The organism is Massilia sp. IC2-476, assembly GCF_020707295.1.
In the GTDB taxonomy this organism is placed as follows: Bacteria; Pseudomonadota; Gammaproteobacteria; order Burkholderiales; family Burkholderiaceae_D; genus Telluria.
Map to the genome: position 1 here is coordinate 258,925 of NZ_JAJFER010000003.1, position 24,885 is coordinate 283,809.

The 24,885-nt window shown below is 66.6% G+C and carries 19 protein-coding genes; 10 read left to right on the forward strand and 9 right to left on the reverse strand.

All coding sequences use genetic code 11. From position 1 onward, the window contains the following. The first annotated feature begins 547 nt into the window (after positions 1-547). From rpoD to LK539_RS10180, 5 genes are all read left to right on the forward strand, one after another. Positions 548-3,193 (forward strand): RNA polymerase sigma factor RpoD, encoded by a 2,646-nt coding sequence (rpoD, locus tag LK539_RS10155; RefSeq protein ID WP_227800796.1) that lies wholly within the window; start codon positions 548-550, stop codon positions 3,191-3,193. A gap of 192 nt (positions 3,194-3,385) precedes the next feature. After that, positions 3,386-4,162, forward strand: a complete 777-nt coding sequence (locus tag LK539_RS10160; RefSeq protein WP_227800797.1) for a transporter — start codon at positions 3,386-3,388, stop codon at positions 4,160-4,162. A 13-nt stretch (positions 4,163-4,175) separates the two neighbouring features. Beyond that, entirely contained in the window at positions 4,176-5,768 is a 1,593-nt protein-coding gene (locus LK539_RS24475; protein WP_307729098.1) for a methyl-accepting chemotaxis protein, read from the forward strand. Positions 5,769-5,834: 66 nt separating this feature from the next. After that, complete coding sequence (locus tag LK539_RS10175; protein ID WP_227800798.1) at positions 5,835-6,626, forward strand: transporter; 792 nt, start codon at positions 5,835-5,837, stop codon at positions 6,624-6,626. Positions 6,627-6,821: 195 nt separating this feature from the next. Further along, a complete protein-coding gene (locus LK539_RS10180; RefSeq protein WP_227800799.1) occupies positions 6,822-9,032 on the forward strand; it encodes a glycoside hydrolase family 10 protein in 2,211 nt (736 codons plus the stop codon). A gap of 90 nt (positions 9,033-9,122) precedes the next feature. On the opposite strand, the gene ppc is transcribed toward LK539_RS10180, so the two are convergent. Next, on the reverse strand, positions 9,123-11,930 hold the full coding sequence (gene ppc, locus LK539_RS10185; protein ID WP_227800800.1) for a phosphoenolpyruvate carboxylase: 2,808 nt from the start codon (positions 11,928-11,930) through the stop codon (positions 9,123-9,125). Between the two features lie 119 nt (positions 11,931-12,049). Here ppc and hemC point away from each other — a divergent pair, with 119 nt between their 5' ends. The 5 genes from hemC to ppa all read left to right on the forward strand — a co-directional run bounded on the left by hemC (position 12,050) and on the right by ppa (position 16,858). Next, the gene (gene hemC / locus LK539_RS10190; protein WP_227800801.1) at positions 12,050-13,075 is read left to right on the forward strand and encodes a hydroxymethylbilane synthase; all 1,026 of its coding nucleotides are present in this window, start codon (positions 12,050-12,052) and stop codon (positions 13,073-13,075) included. Beyond that, positions 13,068-13,835 (forward strand): uroporphyrinogen-III synthase, encoded by a 768-nt coding sequence (locus LK539_RS10195; RefSeq protein ID WP_227800802.1) that lies wholly within the window; start codon positions 13,068-13,070, stop codon positions 13,833-13,835. The genes hemC and LK539_RS10195 overlap by 8 nt, the downstream gene beginning before the upstream one ends. 1 nt (position 13,836) lies before the next feature. After that, positions 13,837-14,952 carry a uroporphyrinogen-III C-methyltransferase gene (locus LK539_RS10200; RefSeq protein WP_227800803.1) on the forward strand — a complete coding sequence of 372 codons (1,116 nt, stop codon included), beginning with the start codon at positions 13,837-13,839 and terminating at the stop codon, positions 14,950-14,952. A gap of 1 nt (position 14,953) precedes the next feature. Next, a complete protein-coding gene (locus LK539_RS10205) occupies positions 14,954-16,150 on the forward strand; it encodes a heme biosynthesis protein HemY (RefSeq protein WP_227800804.1) in 1,197 nt (398 codons plus the stop codon). Positions 16,151-16,318: 168 nt separating this feature from the next. Next, positions 16,319-16,858, forward strand: coding sequence for an inorganic diphosphatase (gene ppa, locus LK539_RS10210; RefSeq protein ID WP_227800805.1), 540 nt, complete (start codon positions 16,319-16,321; stop codon positions 16,856-16,858). Positions 16,859-16,964: 106 nt separating this feature from the next. On the opposite strand, the gene LK539_RS10215 is transcribed toward ppa, so the two are convergent. From LK539_RS10215 to LK539_RS10250, 8 genes are all read right to left on the reverse strand, one after another. Next, complete coding sequence (locus LK539_RS10215; RefSeq protein ID WP_227800806.1) at positions 16,965-18,395, reverse strand: PA domain-containing protein; 1,431 nt, start codon at positions 18,393-18,395, stop codon at positions 16,965-16,967. Continuing rightward, entirely contained in the window at positions 18,382-18,855 is a 474-nt protein-coding gene (locus tag LK539_RS10220; protein WP_227800807.1) for a post-PEP-CTERM-1 domain-containing protein, read from the reverse strand. The genes LK539_RS10215 and LK539_RS10220 overlap by 14 nt, the downstream gene beginning before the upstream one ends. Positions 18,856-19,094: 239 nt before the next feature. After that, positions 19,095-20,174 carry a branched-chain amino acid ABC transporter permease gene (locus LK539_RS10225; protein WP_227800808.1) on the reverse strand — a complete coding sequence of 360 codons (1,080 nt, stop codon included), beginning with the start codon at positions 20,172-20,174 and terminating at the stop codon, positions 19,095-19,097. 5 nt (positions 20,175-20,179) lie between these two features. Further along, positions 20,180-21,202, reverse strand: coding sequence for a branched-chain amino acid ABC transporter permease (locus LK539_RS10230; RefSeq protein ID WP_227800809.1), 1,023 nt, complete (start codon positions 21,200-21,202; stop codon positions 20,180-20,182). An 8-nt stretch (positions 21,203-21,210) separates the two neighbouring features. After that, entirely contained in the window at positions 21,211-21,936 is a 726-nt protein-coding gene (locus tag LK539_RS10235) for an ABC transporter ATP-binding protein (RefSeq protein ID WP_227800810.1), read from the reverse strand. Next, on the reverse strand, positions 21,929-22,717 hold the full coding sequence (locus tag LK539_RS10240) for an ABC transporter ATP-binding protein (protein ID WP_227800811.1): 789 nt from the start codon (positions 22,715-22,717) through the stop codon (positions 21,929-21,931). The genes LK539_RS10235 and LK539_RS10240 overlap by 8 nt, the downstream gene beginning before the upstream one ends. Before the next feature lies 1 nt (position 22,718). Then, the gene (locus tag LK539_RS10245) at positions 22,719-23,921 is read right to left on the reverse strand and encodes a substrate-binding domain-containing protein (RefSeq protein WP_227800812.1); all 1,203 of its coding nucleotides are present in this window, start codon (positions 23,919-23,921) and stop codon (positions 22,719-22,721) included. Between the two features lie 22 nt (positions 23,922-23,943). Beyond that, the gene (locus LK539_RS10250) at positions 23,944-24,837 is read right to left on the reverse strand and encodes an alpha/beta fold hydrolase (protein WP_227800813.1); all 894 of its coding nucleotides are present in this window, start codon (positions 24,835-24,837) and stop codon (positions 23,944-23,946) included. Positions 24,838-24,885 lie beyond the last annotated feature (48 nt).

The window sequence follows — 24,885 nt, forward strand, 5'->3', positions numbered from 1 at the left end:
GATAGCACGGCGCCCGTACGCCAGTGCGGGGCGTATTGTACTTGTTCCATTATTCTTGAGGATTAACTTAGGTGATAGAGCGGCGGCAGCAGGCGTGCGTGCGCGAAATCGTGTATGATCCGCCCCTTGCCTTGCGCGTGGCTTGCGCCGCCGCAGACCGGCCGGGAGATAGCCGAAGAGCTCCGTGTCATATTCAATGTGGTGATATCCCTTATCGGATATTTCAATTATCACCAAATCTTGCAATGCGGCATAATATCGCCTTCCTTCTGTTCCCTGAACAAGAGATGCAAGCCCGTTTCACCTGACGGGCTTTTTTTCGTTCCGACATGCACACCGTGATTTCAAACACTGTTCGTTTCTCATTAGCCTGCTGCCATCCTTCGAGGATGGTGGGCGACGCCGGGAAAAGCGTGCTTGAAGTCCGCGTGTCCGCCCTCAGGTAGGGCCACTTCCGCTTCCCGAAAACACACCGGACCCGCCCGCGGGTTGGTAGAACATTGACTTCGCAGGCGCGCCGTGCGCCTCGACTGGAGAGAGCTTCACTATGAAAAACACCGCCAAGACACTGACACTGACCGCCAAAAAAGCGCCCGCCAAGGCTTCGGCACAGCTGGCAGTGCCGAAAACCGCGACCTCCTACTTCCTCGAGACGGAAGCGGCGGCCAAGGTGACGGTGGTGAAGACCCGTTCGCGCCTGGCCTCGGCCAAGGCCGCGCTGGCAGCCGGCGCCGGCCAGGACGAGGTCCTGGAGACGCCGGAAGTGGCTGTGATTGAAGCTGTCGAGGCTGCGCCGGCGCAGCTTGAGGCCGCGGCGCCGGCCGCCGAACCGGCCCCGTTCGAGGACTATACCGCCGCCGTGCCGAACGCCGCCGCGACCGTCGTGGTCAAGAAGCGCGGTTCGAAGCTGGCTGCCCTGAAGGCCGCCGAGGAGCCGCAGGCGGACAGCGCCGCCATTGTCACGGAAGCCCCGGCGCCGGCAGTGGCCGAGGAAGCTCCGGCCGCGGCGCCGAAGGCGGTGCGCACCCGCACCCGCCGCACCGACGCGAATGCACTGCCGGCGCCGGCCCCGACCGCCGTGGGCGCCGTCAGCGCCACCACCGACGCTGCCGCCTTGGCCGCGATCGACACCTCGGGCTACCTGCTGCCGCAGGTGAAGGTCCCGGGCCGCCGCGGCCGCAAGCCGAGCGAGTTCGTGCCGGAGAACGACGAGGTCGCGGCACTGAACGCGGTCGAGCGCGCCGAAATGAAGGCCGCGTCGAAGCTGCGCGAGCGCAAGGCCAAGGGCCTGGCCGGCATGATGGGTGCGGACAGCGGCTTCTCGGAAGCGGAACTGGAAAAGCGCCGCCAGCAGATCAAGAACCTGATCAACCTGGGCAAGGAGCGTGGCTACCTGACCCATGCGCAGATCAACGACCAGCTGCCGGAAAACATCGTCGATCCGGAAGCGATCGAAGGGATCATCGCGACCTTCAACGACATGGGCATCGCGATCTACGAGCGCGCGCCGGAAGCGGAAATGATGCTGCTGTCGGATAACGTGCCGACCGCGACCACCGATGACGAAGTGGAAGCCGCCGCCGCGACGGCGCTGTCGACCGTCGACTCCGACTTCGGCCGTACTACCGACCCGGTGCGCATGTACATGCGCGAAATGGGCGCGGTGTCGCTGCTGACGCGCGAAGGCGAGATCGAAATCGCCAAGCGCATCGAAGAAGGCCTGAAGGACATGGTGCAGGCAATCTCGGCCTGCCCGACGACGATCTCGGAAATCATCGCGCTGTCGCACAAGATCGCCAGCGACGAAATGAAGATCGACGACGTGGTGGACGGCTTCGTCGACCTCAACGATGCGGCCCCGGCGCCGGTCGCCGCCAGCGCGGCAAGCGATGACGAGGACGAGGAAGAAGAAGTCGAGGAAGAGGAAGAAGAAGGCTCCGCCGGCGGCGGCGCGGCCGGCTACTCGGCCGAGCAGCTGGCCCAGCTGCGCAAGAGCGCGCTGGAGAAGTTCACCCTGATCGAACAGCAGTTCGACCGCATGGGCCACGCCTTCAAGACGACCGGCTACGGTTCGGACGAGTACGAAGAAGCCCAGGCCATCATCTCGAACGAGCTGCTGGGCATCCGCTTCACCGCCAAGATCGTCGAGAAGCTGTGCGACACCCTGCGCGGCCAGATGGACGAAGTGCGGTCGATCGAGCGCGCCGTGCTGGACATCTGCGTGAACCGCTGCGGCATGCCGCGCGCCCACTTCATCAAGGTCTTCCCGGGCAACGAGACCGACCTGGCATGGGGCGACCGTGAAGTCGACTGCGCCTATCCGTACAGCGCCGTGTTGAGCCGTAACCTGCCGGCGATCAAGGAACTGCAGCAGCGCATGATCGACCTGCAGGCGCGCGTGGCGCTGCCGCTGGCCGACCTGCGCCGCATCAACAAGCAGATGGCGGCAGGCGAGAAGCGCGCACGCCAGGCCAAGCGTGAAATGACGGTGGCCAACCTGCGCCTGGTGATCTCGATCGCGAAGAAGTACATCAACCGCGGCCTGCAGTTCCTCGACCTGATCCAGGAAGGCAATATCGGCCTGCTGAAGGCGGTGGACAAGTTCGAGTACCGTCGCGGTTATAAATTCTCGACCTACGCGACCTGGTGGATCCGCCAGGCCATCACGCGCTCGATCGCGGACATGGCCCGTACCATCCGGGTGCCGGTGCACATGATCGAAACGATCAACAAGATGAACCGCATCTCGCGCCAGATCATGCAGGAAACCGGCAGCGAGCCGGACCTGCCGACCCTGGCGGCCAAGATGGAAATGCCGGAGAACAAGGTTCGCGAGATCATGAAGATCGCGAAAGAGCCGATTTCGATGGAAACCCCGATGGGCGAGGACGGCGATTCGCAGCTGGGCGACTTCATCGAAGACAACACCACCCTGGCCCCGCTGGATGCCGCGCTGCATGCGTCGATGCGCAACGTGATCAAGGAAGTGCTGGACTCGCTGACCCCGCGCGAAGCCAAGGTGCTGCGCATGCGCTACGGCGTCGAGATGTCGAACGACCACACGCTGGAAGAAGTGGGCAAGCAGTTCGACGTGACCCGCGAGCGCATCCGCCAGATCGAAGCCAAGGCGATGAGCAAGCTGCGCCAGCCTTCGCGTTCGGACAAGCTCAAGACCTTCCTGCACAACCAGTAATTTTTACCGCTTGGTAAAAAATACCGCCCGGCTGAGGCCCGGCGGTATTTTTTTTGCCTGTTTCAACCTGTTCACAACGCTTCATTAACAATATAGACACACTAACTGTCGGATTCATTGACGTGTAATTACGAAGGGGCTGATCATGCCGTATAGCAATTTTTGCTGCTCCCTGTACATTTCCGGAATCCCATGAAGCCTTCTGCCATCCTCGCCGCGCTCGCCATCAGCGCTACTCCCGCAGTACACGCCCGGGACACGATCGCCACCGACCGTCCCGACTTCGTCGAATCGAGCAATGTAGTCGGCAGAAGCCGGCTGCAGGTCGAAACCAGCCTATTGCTCGAACGCGACCGCAGCGGCCCCGCCCGCGAGCGCCTGGTGGCGACGCCGACCCTGCTGCGCTACGGCGTTGGCGACAGCTTCGAATTGCGTGTCGAGACCGATGGCCACCTGGACGGCCGACACACCGAGCCGGGCCTGCGCGAGAAGGCGCGCGGCTATGCCGACACCAGCCTGGGCCTGAAATGGCATGCGCTGGACGCGGACGGCAGCCTGCCTTCGGTGGGCGTGCTGCTGCACGCGGACCTCGACAGCGGCTCGCGCGCCTTCCGCGGCCAGGGCGTGCGCCCGTCGCTGCGCGTGGTCGGCGAATGGGAGCTGGCAAGCGACTATTCGCTCGGCGTCATGCCGGGCGTGGGCATGGAGGGCGACGAGGGCGGGCGTTACCGCTACGGCATCCTCGGCGTGGTGGTCGGCAAATCCTTCAACGAGCGCCTGCGCGGCTTCGTCGAAGTGGCCATGCCGCAGATCGCGAAGGGCAAGCACGGCGGCACCCAGGCCAGCTTCGACATCGGCGGCGCCTATCTGCTGTCCGACACCGTGCAGCTCGACGCCATGTTCTCGCGTGGCCTGAACAGCCGCACCCCCGATACCGCCTTCACCGTCGGCTTCTCCTTCAAACTCTGATCCGGGATCATCCATGAAACTGAGCATCAAGCACCAGCTGCGCCTTTCCTACATCGTGACCCTGCTGTTCTGCGGCGCGGTGGGCCTGATCGGCTACCTGGGGGTGCAGTCGCTCGACCGCTCGATGGATGCGATCAGCGTCAATGGCTCGGCGCTGCGCCACCAGATGCAGGCCGACATGATGCACGACGCGCTGCGCGCCGACGTGCTCTCGGCGCTGATGGCCGCCACCCCTGAGGAACATGCGGCCGCAAAACGCGACGCCGACGAGCATGCGGCCATCTTCAGGAAGACCATCGCGGAACTGGACCAGGAAGGCACCCAGGCTGCCGTCAAGGCGGCGGTCGAGCAGGTGCGCCCGGACGTGGAAGCCTACCTGGCGAGCAGCGCGCAGATCGTGGCGCAGGCCGGCAGCGACCAGCAGGCGGCGCGCCAGGCCTTCGTCCCGTTCATGGATTCCTTCCGCAAGCTGGAGGGCGGCATGGAAGGCGTGAGTGAACTGATCGAAAAGGATTCCGACGCCGCGCGCGCGGACGGCGACGCCGTGGTGGTCGCGGCGCGCTGGCAGATCCAGCTGGTCGCCGTGGGCGCGATGCTGGCCACCATCGCCATGGGTTACCTCTTGATCCGCGCCATCGTGCGTCCACTGGAAGAAGCGATCGTGTTCGCCGACCGCATCGCCCACGGCGACCTGGGTGGCGCTGCGAGCGTCGCCGCAAACGATCGCACCGAGACCGGGCGCCTGCGCCGGGCGCTGGAAAGCATGCGCGCCAGCCTGCACGACATCGTCAGCGCAGTGCGCGACGGCACCGATTCGATCGGCACCGCCTCGCAGGAGATCGCGGCCGGCAATCTCGATTTGTCGCGCCGTACCGAGAACCAGGCAAGCTCGCTGGAAGAAACCGCATCCTCGATGGAAGAACTGACCGCCACCGTGCGTCAGAACGCGGACAATGCGCGCCAGGCCAGCCAGCTGGCCGCATCGGCCAATGACGTGGCAGTGCGCGGCGGCGCGGTGGTGTCGCAGGTGGTGCAGACCATGGGCGCGATCGATGCGGCCTCGCGCAAGATCGGCGACATCATCGGCGTCATCGAAGGCATCGCCTTCCAAACCAATATCCTGGCCCTGAACGCGGCGGTGGAAGCGGCGCGCGCGGGCGAGCAGGGCAGGGGTTTCGCAGTCGTCGCCGGCGAGGTGCGCGCGCTGGCCCAGCGCTCGAACGCGGCCGCCAAGGAGATCAAGACGCTGATCGACAGCACCACCGGCACCGTGGGCGAAGGCAGCCGCCTGGTGTCCCAGGCCGGCGGCACGATGGACGAGGTGGTCGCAGGCGTGCAGAAGGTCAGCGACATCATGGCCGAGATCAGCGCCGCCAGCCGCGAGCAGGAGGCCGGCATCGCCCAGGTCAACCAGGCAGTCAGCGAGATCGACACGGCCACGCAGCAGAACGCTGCCCTGGTCGAGCAGGCCGCCGCCGCCGCGGGTGCGCTGGAAGACCAGGCGGCCCGGCTCACCGGCCTGGTGGGAGTGTTCAAGCTGGGCGCCGGGCAGGGCGCGGAACAGCGCACCGCGCTGCCGCCAGCCCTCATGGTGGCGCTCGCGTAGAAAGTCGTGCGACCCCGCAGCCGGGTTTGCGTTATCTTTTAGACAAGATAACAAGCCGACCCTGCCATGAAGCACACCCTTACCCTCGCCGCCATCACGCTCGCCTGTTGCGCCGCGGGCGCCCACGCCCAGGAGCGCGACGACATTGAAGCCGACCGGCCCGACTTCGTCGAGTCGACCAGGATGGTGGGCAAGGGCCGGGTACAGCTCGAAACCAGCCTGCTGTTCGAGCGCGAACGCGAGCGCGAAGGGGAAGGGCGCAAGCGCACCTTGTCGACGCCGACCCTGCTGCGCATCGGCCTTGCCGAGGCCCTTGAGCTGCGCGTCGAGACCGAAGGGCGCATGATCCGCCACAGCCGCGAGGAAGGCCGGCGCGTGACCGAAACCGGCTACGGCGACACCGCGCTCGGATTGAGCTGGCACGCGCTGGATCCGGCAGGTCCCTTGCCGTCGGTGGGTGTGCACCTGGCGGCGGAACTCGACAGCGGCTCGCGCGCCTTCCGCGGCGAGGGCGTGCGCCCGTCGCTGCGCATGGCCGCGGAGTGGGAACTGCCGAACGAAGTGAAGCTCGGCGTCATGCCGGGCATCGGCGTCGAGCGCGAGGAGGGCGGCCGCTACCGCTACGGCATCTTCGGGATCGTGGCGGAAAAGGAGTTCGGGGAGCGCCTGCGTGGCCTGGTCGAGCTTGCGCTGCCACGCATCGCGCGCGCGAAACATGGCGGCACCGAGGCCAGCTTCGACGTCGGCGCGGCTTACCTTCTCTCCAAAGATGTACAGCTGGACGCCATGCTGTCGCGCGGTTTGAACAGCCGCAGCCCCGATATCGCCTTCACCATCGGCCTGTCGATCCGGCGCTGAGCGGGCCCGCTCAATAGCGGGCTGTTCAGTTATGCATCCGGGTTATGCCGTCCAACCCGAAATTCATTGGTTGTCAAAATTGCTCGCGCGTAGTCTGTTTTGCGGATGGCAACACATTGGCGCGTGGAGAGTCGCCGGGGACCGCCACCAGCGCGCCCCAAGGTGCGCTCACGTCAACCTGCAAAAACAGACAATATGAAAAAACTTTTGCTTGCAGCGGCAGCCGCCATGCTCGTCGCTTCGTATTCCCATGCCGATGCCCAGACCGTCTCGCAAGGTGTAGCACCTAAGCGCGAGCTGCGCGGCGTGTGGATCAGCACCCACATCAGCCTGGACTGGCCGAGCCGCACCGACACCCCGGCGGTGCAGCAGTCCAAGCTGAAAGCCATCCTCGACCACAACAAGGCGACCGGCATGAATGCCGCCTTCCTGCAGGTGCGCAGCCAGTCGGATGCGATCTACCCCAGCAGCTATGAGCCCTGGTCCTACTACCTGACGGGCCAGCAGGGCGCCGCGCCGTCGACGAACTGGGACCCGCTGCAGTTCGCGATCGACGAGACGCGCAAGCGCGGCATGGAATTCCACGCGTGGATCAATCCCTACCGCGCGGTGGCGACCGCCGCCAACCAGAACAACACCTCCATGTACGCGCCGGAGCACGTCTCGCGCGCGCATCCGGAGTGGATGCTGACGGTCGGCACCGTGAAGATCCTGAACCCCGGCCTGCCGGCGGTGCGCGACCACGTCGTGAACGTCATCATGGACATCGTCAACCGCTATGACGTGGACGGCATCCACTTCGACGATTACTTCTACCCGAGCGGCACCATCCTCGACGACGAGGCCTACAATGCCGACCCGCGCGGCTTCCCGAACACCACTGCGGGCCGCGCCGACTGGCGGCGCGACAACATCAACCTCCTGATCGCGCGCGTCAACGACAGCATCCGCCAGGTCAAGCCCTGGGTGAAATTCGGTGTCTCGCCATCCGGCATCTACCGCAGCAGCACTGACCCGGCCGTGGGCTCGCCGACCTCCAGCGGCGCCTCGCAGCACTATAGTTCGATGTTCGCCGACACCCGCAAGTGGATCCAGCAGGGCTGGGTCGACTACCTGGCGCCGCAGGTCTACTGGTACATGGGCCAGACCGGCTCCGACTACAAGCTGCTGGTCCCCTGGTGGAACAACAACGCCTTCGAGCGCCACATGTACATCGGCCTGGCCGACTACAAGATGCGCGACACCGCAGGCTGGAGCAACCCGGACGAGATCAACAACCAGATCGCGCTCAACCGCTCGCTGGCGAACATCTCGGGCCAGATCCACTTCCGCCACCAGTTCCTGCAGAACGACCCGCTGGGCTACCGCACTTCCCTGAAGAACAGCACTTACGCGCGTCCGGCACTGCTGCCGGTGATGGCGTGGAAGGGTACGCAGGCACCAAGCGTACCGGTGGGTCTCGCCGCCAGCGCGGGCGACAACAATGCCGTGAACCTGAGCTGGGCGCCGGCGCCTGACGGCGCGGACGAATTCGAGAAGACCCGCAAGTACGCCATCTACCGCTCGGCGCAGCGCGAGATGGACCTGGACAATCCGGCCAATTTGCTGGGCGTGACCGACACCGCGACTACCGGCTTCGCCGATTCGAGCGCGGGCGCGGGCCAGTACTACTACTACACGGTGACGGCGCTGAACCGCCTGAGCGTGGAGAGTGCGCGCGCCAACACGGTCAGCAACGACTTCGAGGCGCCGACCGTGCGCACCCGCGAGGTGTCGGTGACGCTGGCCAACGGTGCGGCGTCGATCACGCCGGCCGATCTCGATGGCGGGACCAGCGACAACTGGGGCGTCGAGTCGCTGTCCGCTTCGCGCACCAGCTTCGCGTGCTCGGACATCGGCGCGCAGAAAGTGGTGCTGAGCGCGGTCGACAAGGGCGGCAACAGCGCCAGCGCGGAAGGCATCGTCACTGTGCTCGGGCACGTGCCGCAGCCGTCGATCAGCGTGAGCGCGGGAGCCGGGGACCCGACCGGCCTGCCGGCGAATACCATCGCACTGGGTTACGGCGCGCAGAGCGTGCAGCTCACGGCCACAGACGCCGCGGGCAGCTCGACCTTTACCTGGAGCCCGGCGGGCGGCTTGTCCACCAGCAGCGGTCCGGTAACGACGTTTGCACCGACCGCTGCCGGCAGCTTTAGCTTCACGGCGCAGGCCGCGAGCCCGGAAAGCTGCTTCGCCCAGGCCAGCGCCACCGTCAACGTGATCGACGCGCGCTGCGGCAACGACAAGGTGCTGGTGTGCCACAAGACGGGCAGCAAGAGCAATCCGTCGACCCAGGTCTGCGTGTCGCCGAATGCGGTGCCGGCGCACCTGAAGAAGGGGAGTGTGCTGGGAGCGTGCTCGGGTTGATTTCGTAGGGTGGGCGGATCTCCGCCCACGCGGTGGTGGTGAGCGTACGAACAAGCGCGTGGGCGGCAGAGCCGCCCACCCTACGGGGGATCAGCCCGTATTGCGCAAGCCGGCCGCCACCCCATTGATGGACAGGTGAATCCCCCGATGCACCCGCGGATCCGCGTTGTCGCCCAGCTTGCGGCGGCGGTGGATCAGTTCCACCTGCAGGTGGTTCAGTGGGTCGAGGTAGGCGAAGCGGTTCTGGATCGAGCGCGCCAGCAGCGGGTTGCCCGCCAGGCGTTCGGTCACGCCCGTCACCGCTTCCAGGCAGCGCAGCGTTTCCCCGTGCTCGGCCGTGATGCGGCGGAAGATCCGTTCGCGCAGTTCCACGTCCGCCACCAGACCCGCATAGCGCGAAGCGATCGCCAGGTCGGTCTTGGCCAGCACCATGTCCATGTTCGACAGCAGCGTCGCAAAGAAGGGCCAGCCGTGGTACATCTCGCGCAGCAGCTCCAGCCGTTCCGCGCGCTCGTCTTCGGCCAGCCAGCCGCTCACCGCGGTGCCGAAGCCGTACCAGCCCGGCAGCAGCAGTCGGCACTGGCCCCAGGAGAAGCCCCAGGGAATCGCACGCAGGTCTTCGATGCGGCGGGTCGACTTGCGCGAGGCGGGACGCGAACCGAGGTTCAGTTCCGCGATCTCGGCGATCGGCGTGGCACTGAAGAAGTAATCCGTGAAGCCCGGGGTCTCGTACACCAGGTTGCGATAGGCGCGGTAAGCGCGCTCGGACAGCTCGGCCATCACGGCTTCAAAGCGGGCCAGACGCCCGTTGCTGGCCTCGTCGCCCGGACGCGGGCTCAGGCTCGCTTCCAGCGTCGCCGCCACCAGCAGCTCGAGGTTGCGGCGCCCGATCTCCGGGTTCGAGAACTTGGAGGCGATGATCTCGCCCTGTTCCGTCAGGCGGATCTGGCCATTGACGGTGCCCGGCGGCTGGGCGCGGATCGCGTCGTAGCTCGGGCCACCGCCGCGGCCCACGGTACCGCCGCGGCCATGGAACAGGCGCAGCTTGACGCCCTTGGCGGCAAACACGTCGACCAGTTTCAGTTCGGCCTGGTACAGCTCCCAGTTCGAGGTGAGGAAGCCGCCGTCCTTGTTCGAGTCCGAGTAGCCCAGCATGACTTCCTGCAGCCGGCCCTGCTTCTCGATGAAGCCGGCCACCAGCGGGATCGACATCCACTCGTCCATGATGGTGGCGGCGCGCTGAAGGTCGGGAATGGTTTCGAACAGCGGAATGACCATCACGTCGCAGCTGGCGGCGGACACGCGCATCAGGCCCGTCTCCTTCTGCAGCAGCAGCACCTCCAGCAGGTCGGACACGGTCTCGGTGTGCGAGATGATGTAGTTGCGGATCGCGCGGCTGCCGTAGCGCTGGCGGATCTCGCGTGCGGTGCGCAGCACCGCCAGTTCGGAATTGGTCTCGTCCGAATAGCTCTCGTAAGGCGAGTACAGGGGGCGCGGCTGGGCCAGTTCGGACAGCAGCAGCGCGACCTTGCGCTCTTCGGGAAGCGCCGCGTAGTCTTGTTCCGCTCCCGCGCGCGCGAACAGTTCGCCCAGTACGCGCTCGTGCACGTCCGAGCTCTGGCGCATGTCGAGCGAGGCCAGGTGGAAGCCGAAGATGCGGGCGGCGCGCTTCAGTCCCGCCAGGCGCGGCTCGACCAGCACGGCGCCGTGGTTGGCGCGCAGCGACTCGGCCAGTACTTCGAGGTCGGCTGCGAACAGGCCGGCGTCGAGGTAGGGCGGGGCTTCGCCGACTTCCTTGCGCAGGATATGGTCGACGCCTAGTTCGCGCGCCGTGGCGGCCAGGCGTGCGTAGATGCCGATCAGGGCGCGGCGGTAGGGTTCGTCGCTGCGGTGGGGCGAAGCGTCGATCGAGGCGTCGGCCAGGGCCTGCATCGCGGGCGTGACCGGCACCAGCAGGGTCGAGGTGGACAGCTCGGCGCCGAGGGCGTGCACTTCTTCCAGGTAGAAGTCGAGGATGGTGGTCGACTGGCGCACCAGCGCGTGGAGCATGGTGTCGGCGTTGACGTTCGGGTTGCCGTCGCGGTCGCCGCCGATCCAGCTGCCCATCTGCAGGAACTGGGCGTCGTGCAGTTCCGGCGGCTGGCCTTCATAGCGGGTCGCGATCTCGTCCTCGATGTCGTCGTACAGTCCCGGCACTTCGCGCAGGAAGGTGATGCGGTAGTAAGACAGGGCGTTGTCGATCTCGTCGGCCACGGTCAGCTTCGAGTAGCGCAGCATGCGGGTCTGCCACAGGGTGGCGATGCGCGCCTGCAGCAGCTGGGTGTTGCGCTTGAATTCCTTCGGGGTGAGGCCGAGGTCGCGCTCGGCCAGCAGGCGCGCGATGTCGTGCTCGGCGTCGAGGATGCTCTTGCGCTGCACCTCGGTCGGGTGGGCGGTGAGCACCGGCGAGATCAGGGCGTCCTTGAAAAAGTTCTCGACTGCGTCGCGCGGCACGCCGGCCTCGTGCAGCTTGCCGAGGGCGTGGCCCACGCTGCCCTGGCGCGCTTCGGCGCCGCGCATCAGGTGGGCGCGGCGGCGGCGGATGTGGTGCTGGTCTTCGGCGATGTTGGCCAGGTGCGAGAAGTAGGAAAAGGCGCGCACCACCGAGATGGTCTGGTCGCGCGTGAGCTTGTGCAGCAGGGTGGTGAGTTCGGCGCCGGCCTGCGGATCGGCGTCGCGGCGGAAGCGCACGGCGGTCTGGCGCACGGTCTCGACGACCTCGAATACGGCTTCGCCTTCCTGTTCGCGCAGCACGTCGCCGAGCAGGCGGCCGAGCAGGCGGATGTCTTCTTTCAGTGGCGCGTCCTTGTCAGGGGCGGGCTGTACGGCAGGGGTGACGGGTGCAGCGGGATTTTCCATATCGACCACAAGTAAATTAGATTGTGCCATGGCGGTTGGCCATCGTCTGCAAGAGGGCCCATGCTAAAATTTGTGATCTTAAGCAAGGGCCGAGAACCGGCATCGTCCGGGTGGGCTAGATGACAGTGAAAGAATCCGTGTTGAATGCTACTGAATCGGCGCAGCAGGCGCCTGCGAAGCTTATTATCGCATCCCGCGAGAGCCGCCTGGCCATGTGGCAGGCGGAACACGTGCGCGACCGGCTCGCCGCATTATATCCGCAGTGCAGCGTCGAAATTCTCGGAATGACAACACGGGGCGACCAGATCCTCGACCGCACGCTCTCGAAAGTCGGCGGCAAGGGCCTGTTCGTCAAGGAACTCGAAGTGGCGATGGCCGAAGGCCGCGCCGACCTGGCCGTGCATTCGCTCAAGGACGTGCCGATGGAGCTGCCGGAAGGCTTCGAGCTGGCCGCCGTGCTCGAGCGCGAAGACCCGCGCGACGCCTTTGTCTCGAACGACTACGCCAGCCTGGCCGAGCTGCCGCCGGGCGCCATCGTCGGCACCAGCAGCCTGCGCCGCCAGGCCCTGATTGCGGCGCGCTACCCGCAGCTGGTCATCAAGCCGCTGCGCGGCAACCTCGACACCCGCCTGGGCAAGCTCGACCGCGGCGAATATGCCGCCATCATCCTGGCGGCCGCCGGCCTGAAGCGCCTCGGCCTGCCGCAGCGCATCCGCGCGCTGCTCGAACCCGAAGACAGCCTGCCGGCCGCCGGCCAGGGCGCGATGGCGATCGAGATCGTCTCCAGCACGCGCACCGACGGCGTCGACTTGCGCGCGCTGCTGGCGCCGCTGAACCACGATGCGACCTTCCGCGCCGTGACGGCCGAGCGCAAGGTCTCGAAGATCTTCGGCGGCAGCTGCCAGATCCCGCTGGCGGCCTTTGCCACCGTGAGCGGCAGCACCATGCGCCTGCGTGCGATGGTCGCGACCCCGGACGGCCTGCGCACCGCCCAGGGCGAAGTGGCAGGCTCCTGGGAGCATCCGGAATTCCTCGGCCAGCAGGTGGCGATCCTGCTGGAGGACCAGGACGCGCACGGCATCCTGGAAGCGTGCAAGCAAGAGGCGGCTGCCGACACCGGTCCTGCGGCCGGCCAGGATGCCTGAGCGGGCAGTCGTCATCACCCGGCCGCGCGCCCAGGCGGAAAGCCTGGCGCAGGCCGTCACGGCGCTGGGGCGCCGGGCCGTCGTGTTGCCGCTGCTCGAGATCGCGCCGCTGGCCGACACCACGCTCCTGCGCGCGGCGCTGGCGCAGCTGCCGTCCTATGCGCTGGTCGCCTTTGTTTCGCCGAACGCGGTCGACGCCGCCTTTGCCCACCTGGCCGGCTGGCCGGCCGGGGTGGCGATCGGCGTGGTCGGGGAGGGCAGCCGCACGGCCCTGGCACGCCACGGCATAACGGATGAGAACACGACCATCCATTGCCCGCCCGATCCTGCCCACAGCGACTCGGAACATCTGCTGGCGAGCCTCGACCTGGCGGCCTTTGCAGGCCGGCGCGTGCTGATCGTGCGCGGCGAAAGCGGGCGCGAACTGATGGCCGACACCCTGCGCGCGGCCGGGGCCGTGGTCGACACGGTGGCGGCCTACCGGCGCAGCGTGCCGGTCTTGACGCCGGTGCTGGCGGCCGAGCTGTCCGCCTTGCTGGCGCAGCCAAACGACTGGATAATCACGAGCTCGGAAGCGCTGCGCGGCCTGGCCGCGCTGGTGCGGCAGCTCGACCCCGCGGCCGGGCCCGCGCGCCTGGCGGCCCAGCACCTGATCGTTCCCCACGCGCGCATCGCCGAGACGGCGCAGGCGCTGGGATGCAGCCGGGTCACCCTGACCGGTTCAGGCGACGTTAGAATACTTGCTGCATTACAATCCTAGTATGAACGAACAACCACAACATCCAGAACAGATCCCGGCGGCCAGCGTAGCCGTCCAGAAGGCGCCGCCCCGTGCGCCGAACGGCCAGGGCCTGCTGCAGGCGCTGCAGCGTCCGCTGCCGGCGGCGGTGGCGATCCTCGCCCTGCTGCTGGCGGTGCAGACCTGGAGCTCGCACAGCCGCATCAACAACCTGCGCCGCGACATGGCGCAGAGCCTGCAAAAGGGTAACGCCATCAATGCCGAGACCGCGGCGCTGGCGCGCGAGGTGGCGGATACGGCCAAGGAGCTGCAGATCAAGGTCGGCGTGCTGGAAAGCCGCCAGTCGGAGGCCCAGACCCAGCAGCTGGCGCTGGAGCAGCTGTACCAGGACCTGTCCAAGAACCGCGACGAGTGGGCGCTGACCGAGATCGAGCAGGTGCTCAGCACCGCCAGCCAGCAGCTGCAGCTGGCCGGCAACGTGCAGGGCGCCCTGATCGCGCTGGCCAACGCCGACCGCTCGCTGGGCCGTTCGGACAAGCCGCAGTTCCTGAACATCCGCCGCGCAATCGGCGCCGACATCGAGCGCCTGAAGGCGATGCCGGCGGTCGACCTGGCCGGCGTCGCGCTGCGCCTGGACAATGTGATCGCCCAGGTGGACACGCTGCCGATGCTGTCCGACGAAAAGCCGCTGCTGCCGGCCGCGCCCGTGCGCAGCACCCGCGGGAAGGCGCCCGAGCCGGCGCCGGAGAACCTGAGCCTCGGCCAGCGCATGACCCAGACCTGGCGCAACTGGAGCCAGGAAATGTGGGACGACGTGCGCCAGCTGGTGCGCGTGCGCAGCGTCGAGACGCCGGAAGCGCTGATGCTGTCGCCGACCGAATCCTTCTTCGTGCGCGAGAACCTCAAGCTGCGCCTGCTGAACGCGCGCCTGGCCCTGCTGTCGCGTAACGAAGCGAGCTTCCGCGACGACTTGGCGAGCAGCCAGGAAATCCTGCTCAAGTATTTCGACACGCGCGCCCGCGCCACCCAGTCGGCCCAGTCGGCGCTGCGCCAGGTGCAGGCGAACAACCTGACGATCGAGATGCCGACGCTGTCCGAGAGCCTGAACGCCGTGCGCAACTACAAGGCGAAGCAATAAGATGCGGCTCCTTCTCTGGTTAGTCGCTCTGATGGCCGCGGCCATCGGCATCGCCGTGACGGCGCGCTTCAATCCGGGCAACGTGGTGCTGTTCTATCCGCCGCACCGGCTCGACATGTCGCTCAACCTGTTCGTGGTGCTGCTGGCGCTGCTGTTCATGCTGATGTACGGCCTGGTGCGGGCCGTGAAATCGACCCTGAAGATGCCCGAGCGCGTAGCCGCCTACCGCCAGCGCAAGCGCGAACGCGACGGCAACAAGGGCTTGCGCGACGCGCTCAAGGCCTTGTTCGAAGGGCGCTTCGGCCACGCCGAAAAGGCCGCCATGCGCGCCGCCGAGCTGCCGGAAAACGCCGGCCTGGCCGCCCTGATCGGCGCGCGGGCCGCGCACCGCATGCGCGAGCCCGCGCGGCGCGACGCCTGGCTCGCCGGCATCGTGCACGACACCTCTCTCAAGACGGCGCGCCTGATGACGGTGACCGAACTGCTGGTGGACGACCACCAGCCGGAAGCCGCGCTGGAAGCGGTGGCCGAACTGAACGCCAGCGGCCAGCGCCACATCCACGCGCTGCAATGGTCGATGAAGGCGCACCAGCAGGCGCGCAACTGGCCGGAAGTGCTGCGCCTGGTGCGCATCCTGGACAAGCGCAAGGCCCTGCATCCTGCGCTCTCGAGCCGCCTGCGCGAACTGGCTTATGAAGCCTTGCTGGGCGCGCCCGGCCACGATGCCGAATCGCTGCGCCGCGTGTGGGCCGGCGTGCCCCAGGCCGACCGCAGCGTGCCCTTCATCGCGGCGCGTGCGGCGAACGCCTTCAATGCCTGCGGCCTGCACGACGAGGCGCGCCTCATTGCCGAAGAGGCGCTCAAGGCCAACTGGGACGACTGCGTGGTGCGCGCCTACCGCGAAGCGGCCGGCCCGGCCGGCTCGCCGACCCTGCTGGTCCAGATCGAGCGCTGCGAAAGCTGGCTCAAGGAGCGTCCATTGGACGCCGAGCTGGCGCTGACCCTGGGTTCGCTGTGCCTCAAGCAAAAGCTCTGGGGCAAGGCTCAGCGCTACCTGGAGCAGGCCCTGTCGGACGCGACCGAAGCGTCGATGGTGCGCGAAGCCCACCTGAAACTGGCCCAGATGCACGAAGCGCTGGGGCAGGAGCAGGAAGCGGCGAACCATTACCGGCAGTGCGCGCTGGCCAGTATTCTCTGATTTAGCGGGAGTTTGGAGTACGGTGGGCGGCATCCACCAACCCGGCTCATCAACCCGTATGGTGGAGCCGCCCACCCTACGGGTACTCGGATTCCGCGATGCGCCATCCGCTTGCCGCTTTCGCTATAATGACGCACTTTATTGAAACTTCAGCAACCAAGGAATTCCATGAGCCTGAATAACGTCCCAGCCGGCAAAGACGTGCCGAACGACTTCAACGTCATCATCGAGATCCCGATGAACGCCGACCCGGTCAAGTACGAGGTCGACAAGGACAGCGGCGCGATCTTCGTCGACCGCTTCATGGGTACCGCCATGCACTATCCGTGTAACTACGGCTATGTGCCGCAAACTATCGCCGACGACGGCGATCCATGCGACGTGCTCGTGATCACCCCGTTCCCGCTGCCGCCGGGCGTGGTGGTGCGCTGCCGCGCGCTGGGCGTGCTGAAGATGACCGATGACGGCGGCGGCGACGCCAAGGTCATCGCAGTGCCGGTCGAGAAGGTGCTGCCGATGTACAAGAAGATCCAGAAGCTGGAAGACCTGGAAGAGCTGCGCCTGAAGCAGATCCAGCACTTCTTCGAGCACTACAAGGACCTCGAGCCGGGCAAGTGGGTCAAGATCGAAGGCTGGGCCGATGCGGAAGCGGCCAAGGCCGAGATCACCAGCGGCGTCGAAGCGTTCAAGCGCAAGGGCCAGGAATAAGTCCGGAATCCGGAACGCATTTCTGAAGAAGCCGGCGTCCCTCGTGGGGACGCCGGCTTTTTTCTTGGGCAGGCGGATCGCGCCTGCCCTTGCTCTCGACGCGGGCTTACCAGCCGATGTCGCGCAGCAGCGGGAAGGTCAGATCGCGCGGCGGCCTGACCACGTGCTGCAGGTCGGAATTGATGGACGGCTCCATCAGCTGGTTCGGCTTGGCCTCGGTGGTGTAGTGCGACACCGAGGAGCCAGGCACGTTGGTGCTCGGCGTGTACATCAGGATGCGCCGGCGGTCGTCGGCACCGGCCAGGCGCGTGCGGTCGATGCCGAGGGTGGCGATGACGCCTGATGTATTGCACGAGCACTTCTTGAGGACGGCCCTGATGGTATTGCCGTCGGCCTGCGTGATGCGCACGGCCGGGATCCTGATACTTGGGTCGTTGCCGCTCAGGCCGACGACGTCGCCGGGCACATTATCAACCACCACCATGCCGATGGCGCCGGCAGCCTGCACGTTGCGCGCCTTGGTCACGAAGTCACAGGTGCCGCGGTCCACGAGGGCAATATTGTTTCGCACCGCACGCGCGTTGCTGGCGCTGAGCGGCACGCAGGCGAGGCCGGTTCCGTTGGTCTGGTCGACCACGGGCATCAGCTGGCCGCTCACCGCACGCCTGCCCAGCGGCGGTCCGAACGAGGCATCGCCCACGTAGTAGTCGCCCGCGGCCCTGCCGGCGTTGGCGCCACCGATGTTGAGGTTGGAACGCGGCCCCAGCACGCGCGGCACGGCCGCGTTGACGTTCGGGCCGTCCCACGACAGGCCGCGCCAGGTGATGGCCGAGGCGGCGCGCTGGGCGTCGGTCATGGCCACCCAGGGCGTGTTGTTGCGGTTGTCGACCAGGTGGTAGTCCCACACCGAAGGAATGCCGAAGAACAGCTGGCCGCTCTCGTCGTCGGTGAAGGTCTGGAAGCCGAGGCCGTGCGCCATCTCGTGCAGCAGCACGGTGACCAGGTCGATCTGGTCGCCGGCACGGTTGTCCAGGCCCAGGTAGAAGCCGGAACCGGGCAGGCAATCGGGGAACAGGCCGAGACGGGAGTTGAAGCGCGCGATGATGTGCGGGTCGGCTGGGGCCGTCAGGTCGGTACGGGCCAGCTTGCTGGCCAGCGCCGCCGGATACCAGGTGTTGGCACGCGGGGCGTTGGGGAAATCGGTCCAGATCTCGTAGGCGCCCGCCGAGCCCAGCACGGCGCCGCTGGCGGTGCAGGCCAGCGGCACGAAGGAGGCGCCGATGCGGATTGGAACGTTGCTGGTGAGGGTCCGGCCCCAGATGTTGGCCGCGTGCTGGAAGGCGATCAGGCGCTGCTCGCCGAGCGTGCGACCGCGGTTGCCGCCGACCGGCCTGGCCGGCGTCGGGTCGTTGAAGCCTTCGCCCGGCGCATTCTGGTTGACGATGGTGATGGCGGCGGCGGCCTGGGCCGCGCCGGCGCCAGCCAGCGTGAAGGCCAGGGCGACGGCAATCCGGCGCAGCGATTCAATGGCGTTCATGGCTGTGCTCCTCGTGCTTGGTGGCCGGCCTGGCCTTGCCCTCGGCTGCTTGCGCGATCGCGCTGGTGGCGGCGTCATGGCCGTGGACACACTGTTCCGCGAGCTTGCCTTCGCTGTCGCGGTTCACGACCGAATACACCATGTGGCGCTCACCCAGCTGCACCGAGCGGCGCCCGCCCTGTCCAATGACCATCCTCGGCTGGGTTGGTGCCAGTTTGGCGGATGACGCGGGCGGCTGCATGGCGCGCATCTCGTCGGGGGTGGGATTGCGCAGCTCGCCGGTCTGGGCGTCGCGCACAACGACCATTCCCTGGCCCTGCGCCTGGCCCTGGGAGGGTGGGGCGGAGGCGGCATTCTGCGCCGCGCAGGCTGGCAGGCAGAGCGCGACCAAGGGCAGGAAGAGCAAGGATTTGAAGCTGGGCATGGGATTGTCCCGGCTTGGCTTAGCAAGTCGCTTCATGATTCCCCTTTCAGACTGAGCCAGATGAATGGTGGTTCGCTCGCGCTGGCTGACGACGAGGCCATAGTTGCCTTAATGTTATGAGCAAGAAGGCAACGCACATTGATGTTTATTCAATGCGTCGGCGTGCAAGCGCGGCCTGCCTCAAGGGCGGGAACGGAACTAATTCGAGGGAAAGCAAAACGGCCTCCGCGCGGGAGGCCGTGGTGCTACGAATTGGAACGCGGCAGGGCGCCCGCTTATTTTTGTCGCGACAGAATACTGCGCAACCTCAGTTTCCCCACAATCCCAATGGGGAAGAAATAGATCGACAGAATGAACAGCACCCCCAGCCACAGCATCCAGCGGTCCGGATGCAGCGCCGCCGCCAGCACCGGCACGCCTTCGAGCGCGCTGGAGCCGGCCCCCATCAGTTCCTTCAGGTAGTTCTGGGCGATGATGAACAGGGCAGCGCCCACCACCGCGCCATACATGGTGCCCATGCCGCCGATGACGACGATCAGGAGGATGTCGGTCATCACCTCGAAGCCGAGCGAGGTCTTGGGCCCGACATAGCGCAGCCACAGGGCCATCAGCGCGCCCGCCAGGGCCGCCACCAGCGCGGCCAGGCAGTTGGCCCAGATGCGGTAGACCACGGTGCGGTAGCCCAGCGCCTCGGCGCGGAACTCGTTCTCGCGGATCGCCTGCAGCACCCGGCCGAAGGGCGAGTTCACGAGGCGCAGCAGGAACAGGAACAGCAGCAGGCAGCCGAAGAACACCAGGTAATAGGTGAGCAGCTTGCCGTCGATCGAGCGCCCGAATACTTCGTTCTCCACCAGCGTGAAGCCAGGCGAGAGCACTTCCGGCACGCTGAAGGTGATGCCGTCCTCGCCGCCGGTGAAGTCCGACAGTTGCGAGGCCAGCACGGCGAAGGACGAAGCCACCGCCAGCGTGATCATGGCGTAGAAGATGGCGCGCACGCGCAGGGCGAACAGTCCCACCACCAGGGCGAGCAGCAGCGCTACCAGCAGGGCGACGCCGAGGCCGCCCAGCGCCGCGGTCCAGGTCGGTTCGTCGACGCGCGCCAGGCCGAGGCCGATGCCATAGGCGCCGATGCCGTAGAACATGGTGTGCGCGAACGAGACGATGCCCGTGTAGCCCAGCAGCAGGTCGTAGGAAGCCACCAGCACGATGTAGACGCAGATCGTGGCGGCGGTGTTGAGCGGACGCGCGCCCGTGGTCAGGAAGGGCGCGAAGGCCAGTCCCAGCAGGATCAGGAGCAGCACGGCGGAGAGGACGCGGCTGCGCGGCATGTCGCCGGATAGGAGTCGGTGCAGCATCGGGTTCAACCTCGCATCTTCGAATACAGGCCGGCCGGGCGCCACAGCAGGATCGCGATCATCAGGATGATGTTCGAGACCAGCGCTACTTTTGGGGCCAGGAAGCCGGCATAGTTGGCCACCAGCGCCATCAGAAGGGCCCCGATGAAGCAGCCGCCCACGGAGCCGAGGCCGCCGATGATGATGACGATGAAGATCATGACCATGATCTCGCCACCCATGGCCGCGTTCAGGGTTTCCTTGTACAGGCCCCACAGCACGCCGCCCAGGCCGGCCAGGGCGGAGCCTGCCGCGAACACGGTGACGAACAGGCGCTTGATGCGGTAGCCAAGGCTTTCCACCATCTCGCCGTTCTCGACGCCGGCGCGAATGAGCAGGCCGATCTTGGTGCGGTTCAGCGTCAGGAACATCCCGACGAACACCACCAGGCCCACCACCACCGCTACCAGGCGGTATTTCTCGATGGCGGCGTCACCCAGGAAGATGGCGCCGCGCAGCGCGGTGGGCAGCGGCAGTGCGATGGTCTCGGCGCCCCAGATCACGTGGATCAGCTGCTCGGCCACGATCATGCCGCCCATGGTGATCAGGATCTGCTTCAGGTGCTGGCCGTAGACCGGCATGATGATCACGCGCTCGAAGGCCCAGCCGATGACGGCGGTGACCAGCATCGCGACCGTGATGGCCAGCGCCAGCACGCCGAGGTTGACCAGCAGCGAATCCATCTCGAGCCAGCCGCGCATCGGAATCAGGACCATGGTGGCGGAAAAGGCGCCGACCGACACAAAGGCGCCGTGGCCGAAGTTCAGCACGCTCATCAGGCCGAAGACGAGGGTCAGGCCGCTCGCCATGATGAAGATCATCATGCCCATCGCCAGGCCGGCGACGGTCAGGGTGACCCAGGTGGGGAAGCTGCCGACCAGCGGGAGCATGGCCAGCATCAGCACCGGCACCAGCAGCAGCGGCGCGATGTCGCGCGGCGCACTGGGTAGTGGCGTGTCCTGGGCCGGGAGGGGAAGAGTTGCGCTCATGGTGCGTCCTATTGATGTGAGTCGAGCGACAGGCCGAGCAGGCGCTGCTGCAGTTCCTCGTCGCCGGCCAGTGCCGCCATCGAGCCCGCGTGCACCACGCGGCCGTCGTCCATGACGCTGACGGTGTCGCCCAGCGAGCGCACAAAGTTGAAGTTCTGCTCGACCAGCAGGATGGTGGTGCTGGTGTCCTTCAGTTCGCGGAAGGCCGCCATCAGGCTCTGGACGATGGCGGGCGCCAGGCCCTTGGTCGGCTCGTCGACCAGCAGCAGCTTTCTCGGCTCGACGATCGCACGGGCGATCGCCACCATCTGCTTCTGGCCGCCGGACAGGTTGCCCGCCGGGTAGTTCCAGAACTTCTTCAGGGCCGGGAAGAAGCCGCAGATCCAGTCCACGCGCGCGGCGTCCAGCGGACCATTGCGGGCCGCCAGGTACAGGTTCTCGCGCACGGTCAGGTCCGAGAACACCGCCATGCTTTCCGGGACGTAGGCGATACCGAGGCGGGCGATGTCGGGCGTGGCCATCTTGCTGATGTCGCAGCCCTCGAACATGATGGAACCGGCGCTGGCCTTCCACAGTCCCATGATGGTGCGCAGCGTGGTGGTCTTGCCGGCGCCATTGCGGCCCAGCAGGACCGCTAGGGCGCCGCGCGGCACGGTCAGGTCCACGCCCTGCAGGATGTGGTACTGGCCGATGTGGGTGTGGACGCCCTTGAGCGTCAGGAGCGGCTCAGGCATGGGCGGCGTGTGCAGATTCTGGTGTTCCAAGATAGGCTTCCTGTACGATCTTCGATTGCATGACTTCCTGCGGATTGCCGTCCGCGACCAGGGTGCCGTTGTGCAGCACGATGATCCGGTCCGCCAGGGCGCGCACCACGTCCATCTTGTGCTCGACCAGCAGCACGGTCTTGTTGGAATCCCGTTTCACCGCGTGGATCAGGTCCAGCACCACCGGGACCTCGTCGACGCTCATGCCGGCAGTCGGTTCGTCGAACATCATGATGCCCGGCTCCAGCGCGAGCAGGATCGCCACTTCCAGCTTGCGCTGGTCGCCGTGCGACAGGGTGCCCACATAGGCGTCGCGGCGTTTCATCAGGTCCACGCGTTCCAGGTAATGCTCGGCGCGGGCGATCAGTTCGCGGTGGCTCGACCAGATCGACAGGAAGTTCAGCCCCAGGCCGGCGCGGCTCTGCACCGCCAGGCGCACGTTCTCGATCACGCTCAGGTGCGGGAACAGGTTGGTCAGCTGGAAGGCGCGACCGATCCCCAGTCGGGTGCGGCGCGCCGCGCCAGCCCTGGTAACGTCCTGACCGTTGACGATCACGCTGCCCGCGCTGGCGGGCAGCTGGCCCGACACCAGGTTGAAGTAGGTGGTCTTGCCGGCGCCGTTGGGACCGACGATGACGGTCAGGGTGCCGGGGTAGAAGTCTGCCGTGACCCCGTTGACCGCGACGTGGCCGCCGAAGCGGATCGTCAGGTCGCGGGTGGACAGGGAGGGCTGCGAAGCTGGCACGGTCATGTCAGCGCTTGTTCTTCACCGGCAGCGGCAGCTCGGATGCCGGGATCTCGCGCACCAGTTCCAGCAGGTCCCATTCGTTCTTCTGGTCTTTCTTGATGCGGAAGTGGTACATCGGCTGGATGGCCTGGTGGTCTTCCTTGCGGAAGTTCATGGTGCCTTTCGGGGTCTGGAAGCTCAGGCCTTCCATCGCCGCCACCAGCTCGTCGCCGTTCTTCGCGTTCGGCGCCTTCGTCAGCGCCGCATGCACCGCGCCGGCGGCCGCCATCCCGCCGGCGGTGAACATGTCGGGCGGCATCTTGAAGCGCTTGCTGTGTTCGGCCACCAGCCAGTCGTTCATCTTGTTTTTCGGGAAGCCATAGTAGTAATAGATGGTCCCTTCGGTGCCGGCGAAATTCTTCCAGGTCTTCATCACAGGCAGGATGTTGCCGCCCGGCGCCAGCGCGATGCCGAAGCGTTCCGGCTTCATGTCGGCGATCTTGTTCAGCGGGTTGGGCCCGGCCCAGACGATCTGCAGCACGCGCGGCTGCGGCTTGTCCTTCAGCTTGTCGAACAGGCGCTGGGCCGGCGCGGTGAAATCGGTGGCGTTCGCGGGCGCGTATTCCTCGTGCACCACGACAGCCTTGCTGCCGGTGGTCTTGAGTGCTTCCTTGCCGGCTTCGATGGCGTCGCGGCCGAACGCGTAGTCCTGGGTCAGGAAGCCGATGCTGCCGCTCTTGAAGGTGCTGGCGGCGGCCAGCGCGTCCTGCATCGAGCTGCGCGCGGTGCGGAAGACGTACTTGTTCCACTTTTCCTGGGTAATGGCATCGGCGACGGCCGGCTCGACGATCAGCACTTTCTTGTATTCCTTCGCCACCGGCAGCATGGCGATCGCCGAGCCGGAGGAGGTGGTGCCGACCGCGATATCGACCTTGTCGTCGCCGTAGGCTTCGGCCAGCAGGGTGCGGCCCAGGTCCGGCTTGGACTGGTCGTCCTTGACGATCACCTTGATCTTGCGGCCGTTGATCTGCATGGTGCCGCCAGTGAGGTATTCGAGGCCCATCATGAAGCCGGTCTCGGTTTCCTTGGCATAGGCCTCGAGCGGGCCGGTCTTGCCGGCGATGAGGGCGATCTTGATGTCTTTGCCCTGTGCGTACACGCCGGGCGCGGCGCTCGCTGCGAACGCCGCCATGATGGCAATGGACAGCGGTTTGATCAGGTAATTCATGTCGGTCTCCTTGTGATTCTCTTTACGGTAGCTTGGCCAGGAAGGCGCGGATCGCGCCAAGCGCCTCCGGCTCGGTGAGCATGGGCGCGTGGCCGACGTTCGGTACTTCCGCGTACTGCAGTTCCGGCGCCGCCTTGCGCATCCAGCTGGCCTGTTCGGGTTCGACCAGGTCGGACAGCGCGCCGCGCACCAGCAGGGTGGGACGGCGCCGCGCCAGCCGGCGGAAGGCCATGCGCGCGGCCAGCGAGGTCGGACGCAGTTTGCCGGTCTGGATCGCGGTCGCGATATTCGGATCGTAACGCAGCGCCAGCTGGCCGTCATCCTTCTGTTCAAACGCGCGGCGCGCCCACTTGCCCCATTCCTCGTCCGAGTTGTCGGGGAAGGCGCAGGCGTTGATGTCGCGCAGGTAGGCGGCGGCGTCGTCCCAGTTCGCGAGTTCGTTGCAGCGGCCCGCATAGCCGGCGATGCGCTGCAGACCGCGCACCGACAGCACCGGGCCGACGTCGTTCAGGACGGCGGCGGCGATCAGGTCGAGACGGCGCGCCGCCAGGGTCATGGTGATCAGGCCGCCCATCGAAGTGCCGACGAACACGGCGCGGGCCAGGCCCAGCGCCTCCATCAGCCTGATGATGTCGCCGGCATAGACCATCGGGTTGTAGTTGGCGGGGTTGGGATCGCGCGCCGAGTGGCCGCGGCCGCGCACGTCGACCGCGATCACGCGCCGGCCCATGGCGGCGACGAGCGGCGCCAGTTCGTCAAAGTCGGCAGAATTGCGCGTCAGGCCGTGGATGCAGATGACGGGCAGCCTGGCCGTCACCTTCGCATCTGCGCCGGCATCGACGGTCGCGGGATAGTCGCGTGCATACAGCGCCAGCCCATCGCTGCTCGTGTAGCGGATTGCAGTAAAAGTGGACACGCTGGCTGTCATCCTGTGAGTCGTTCTGGTCGGCCGGAGCCGTGTCAA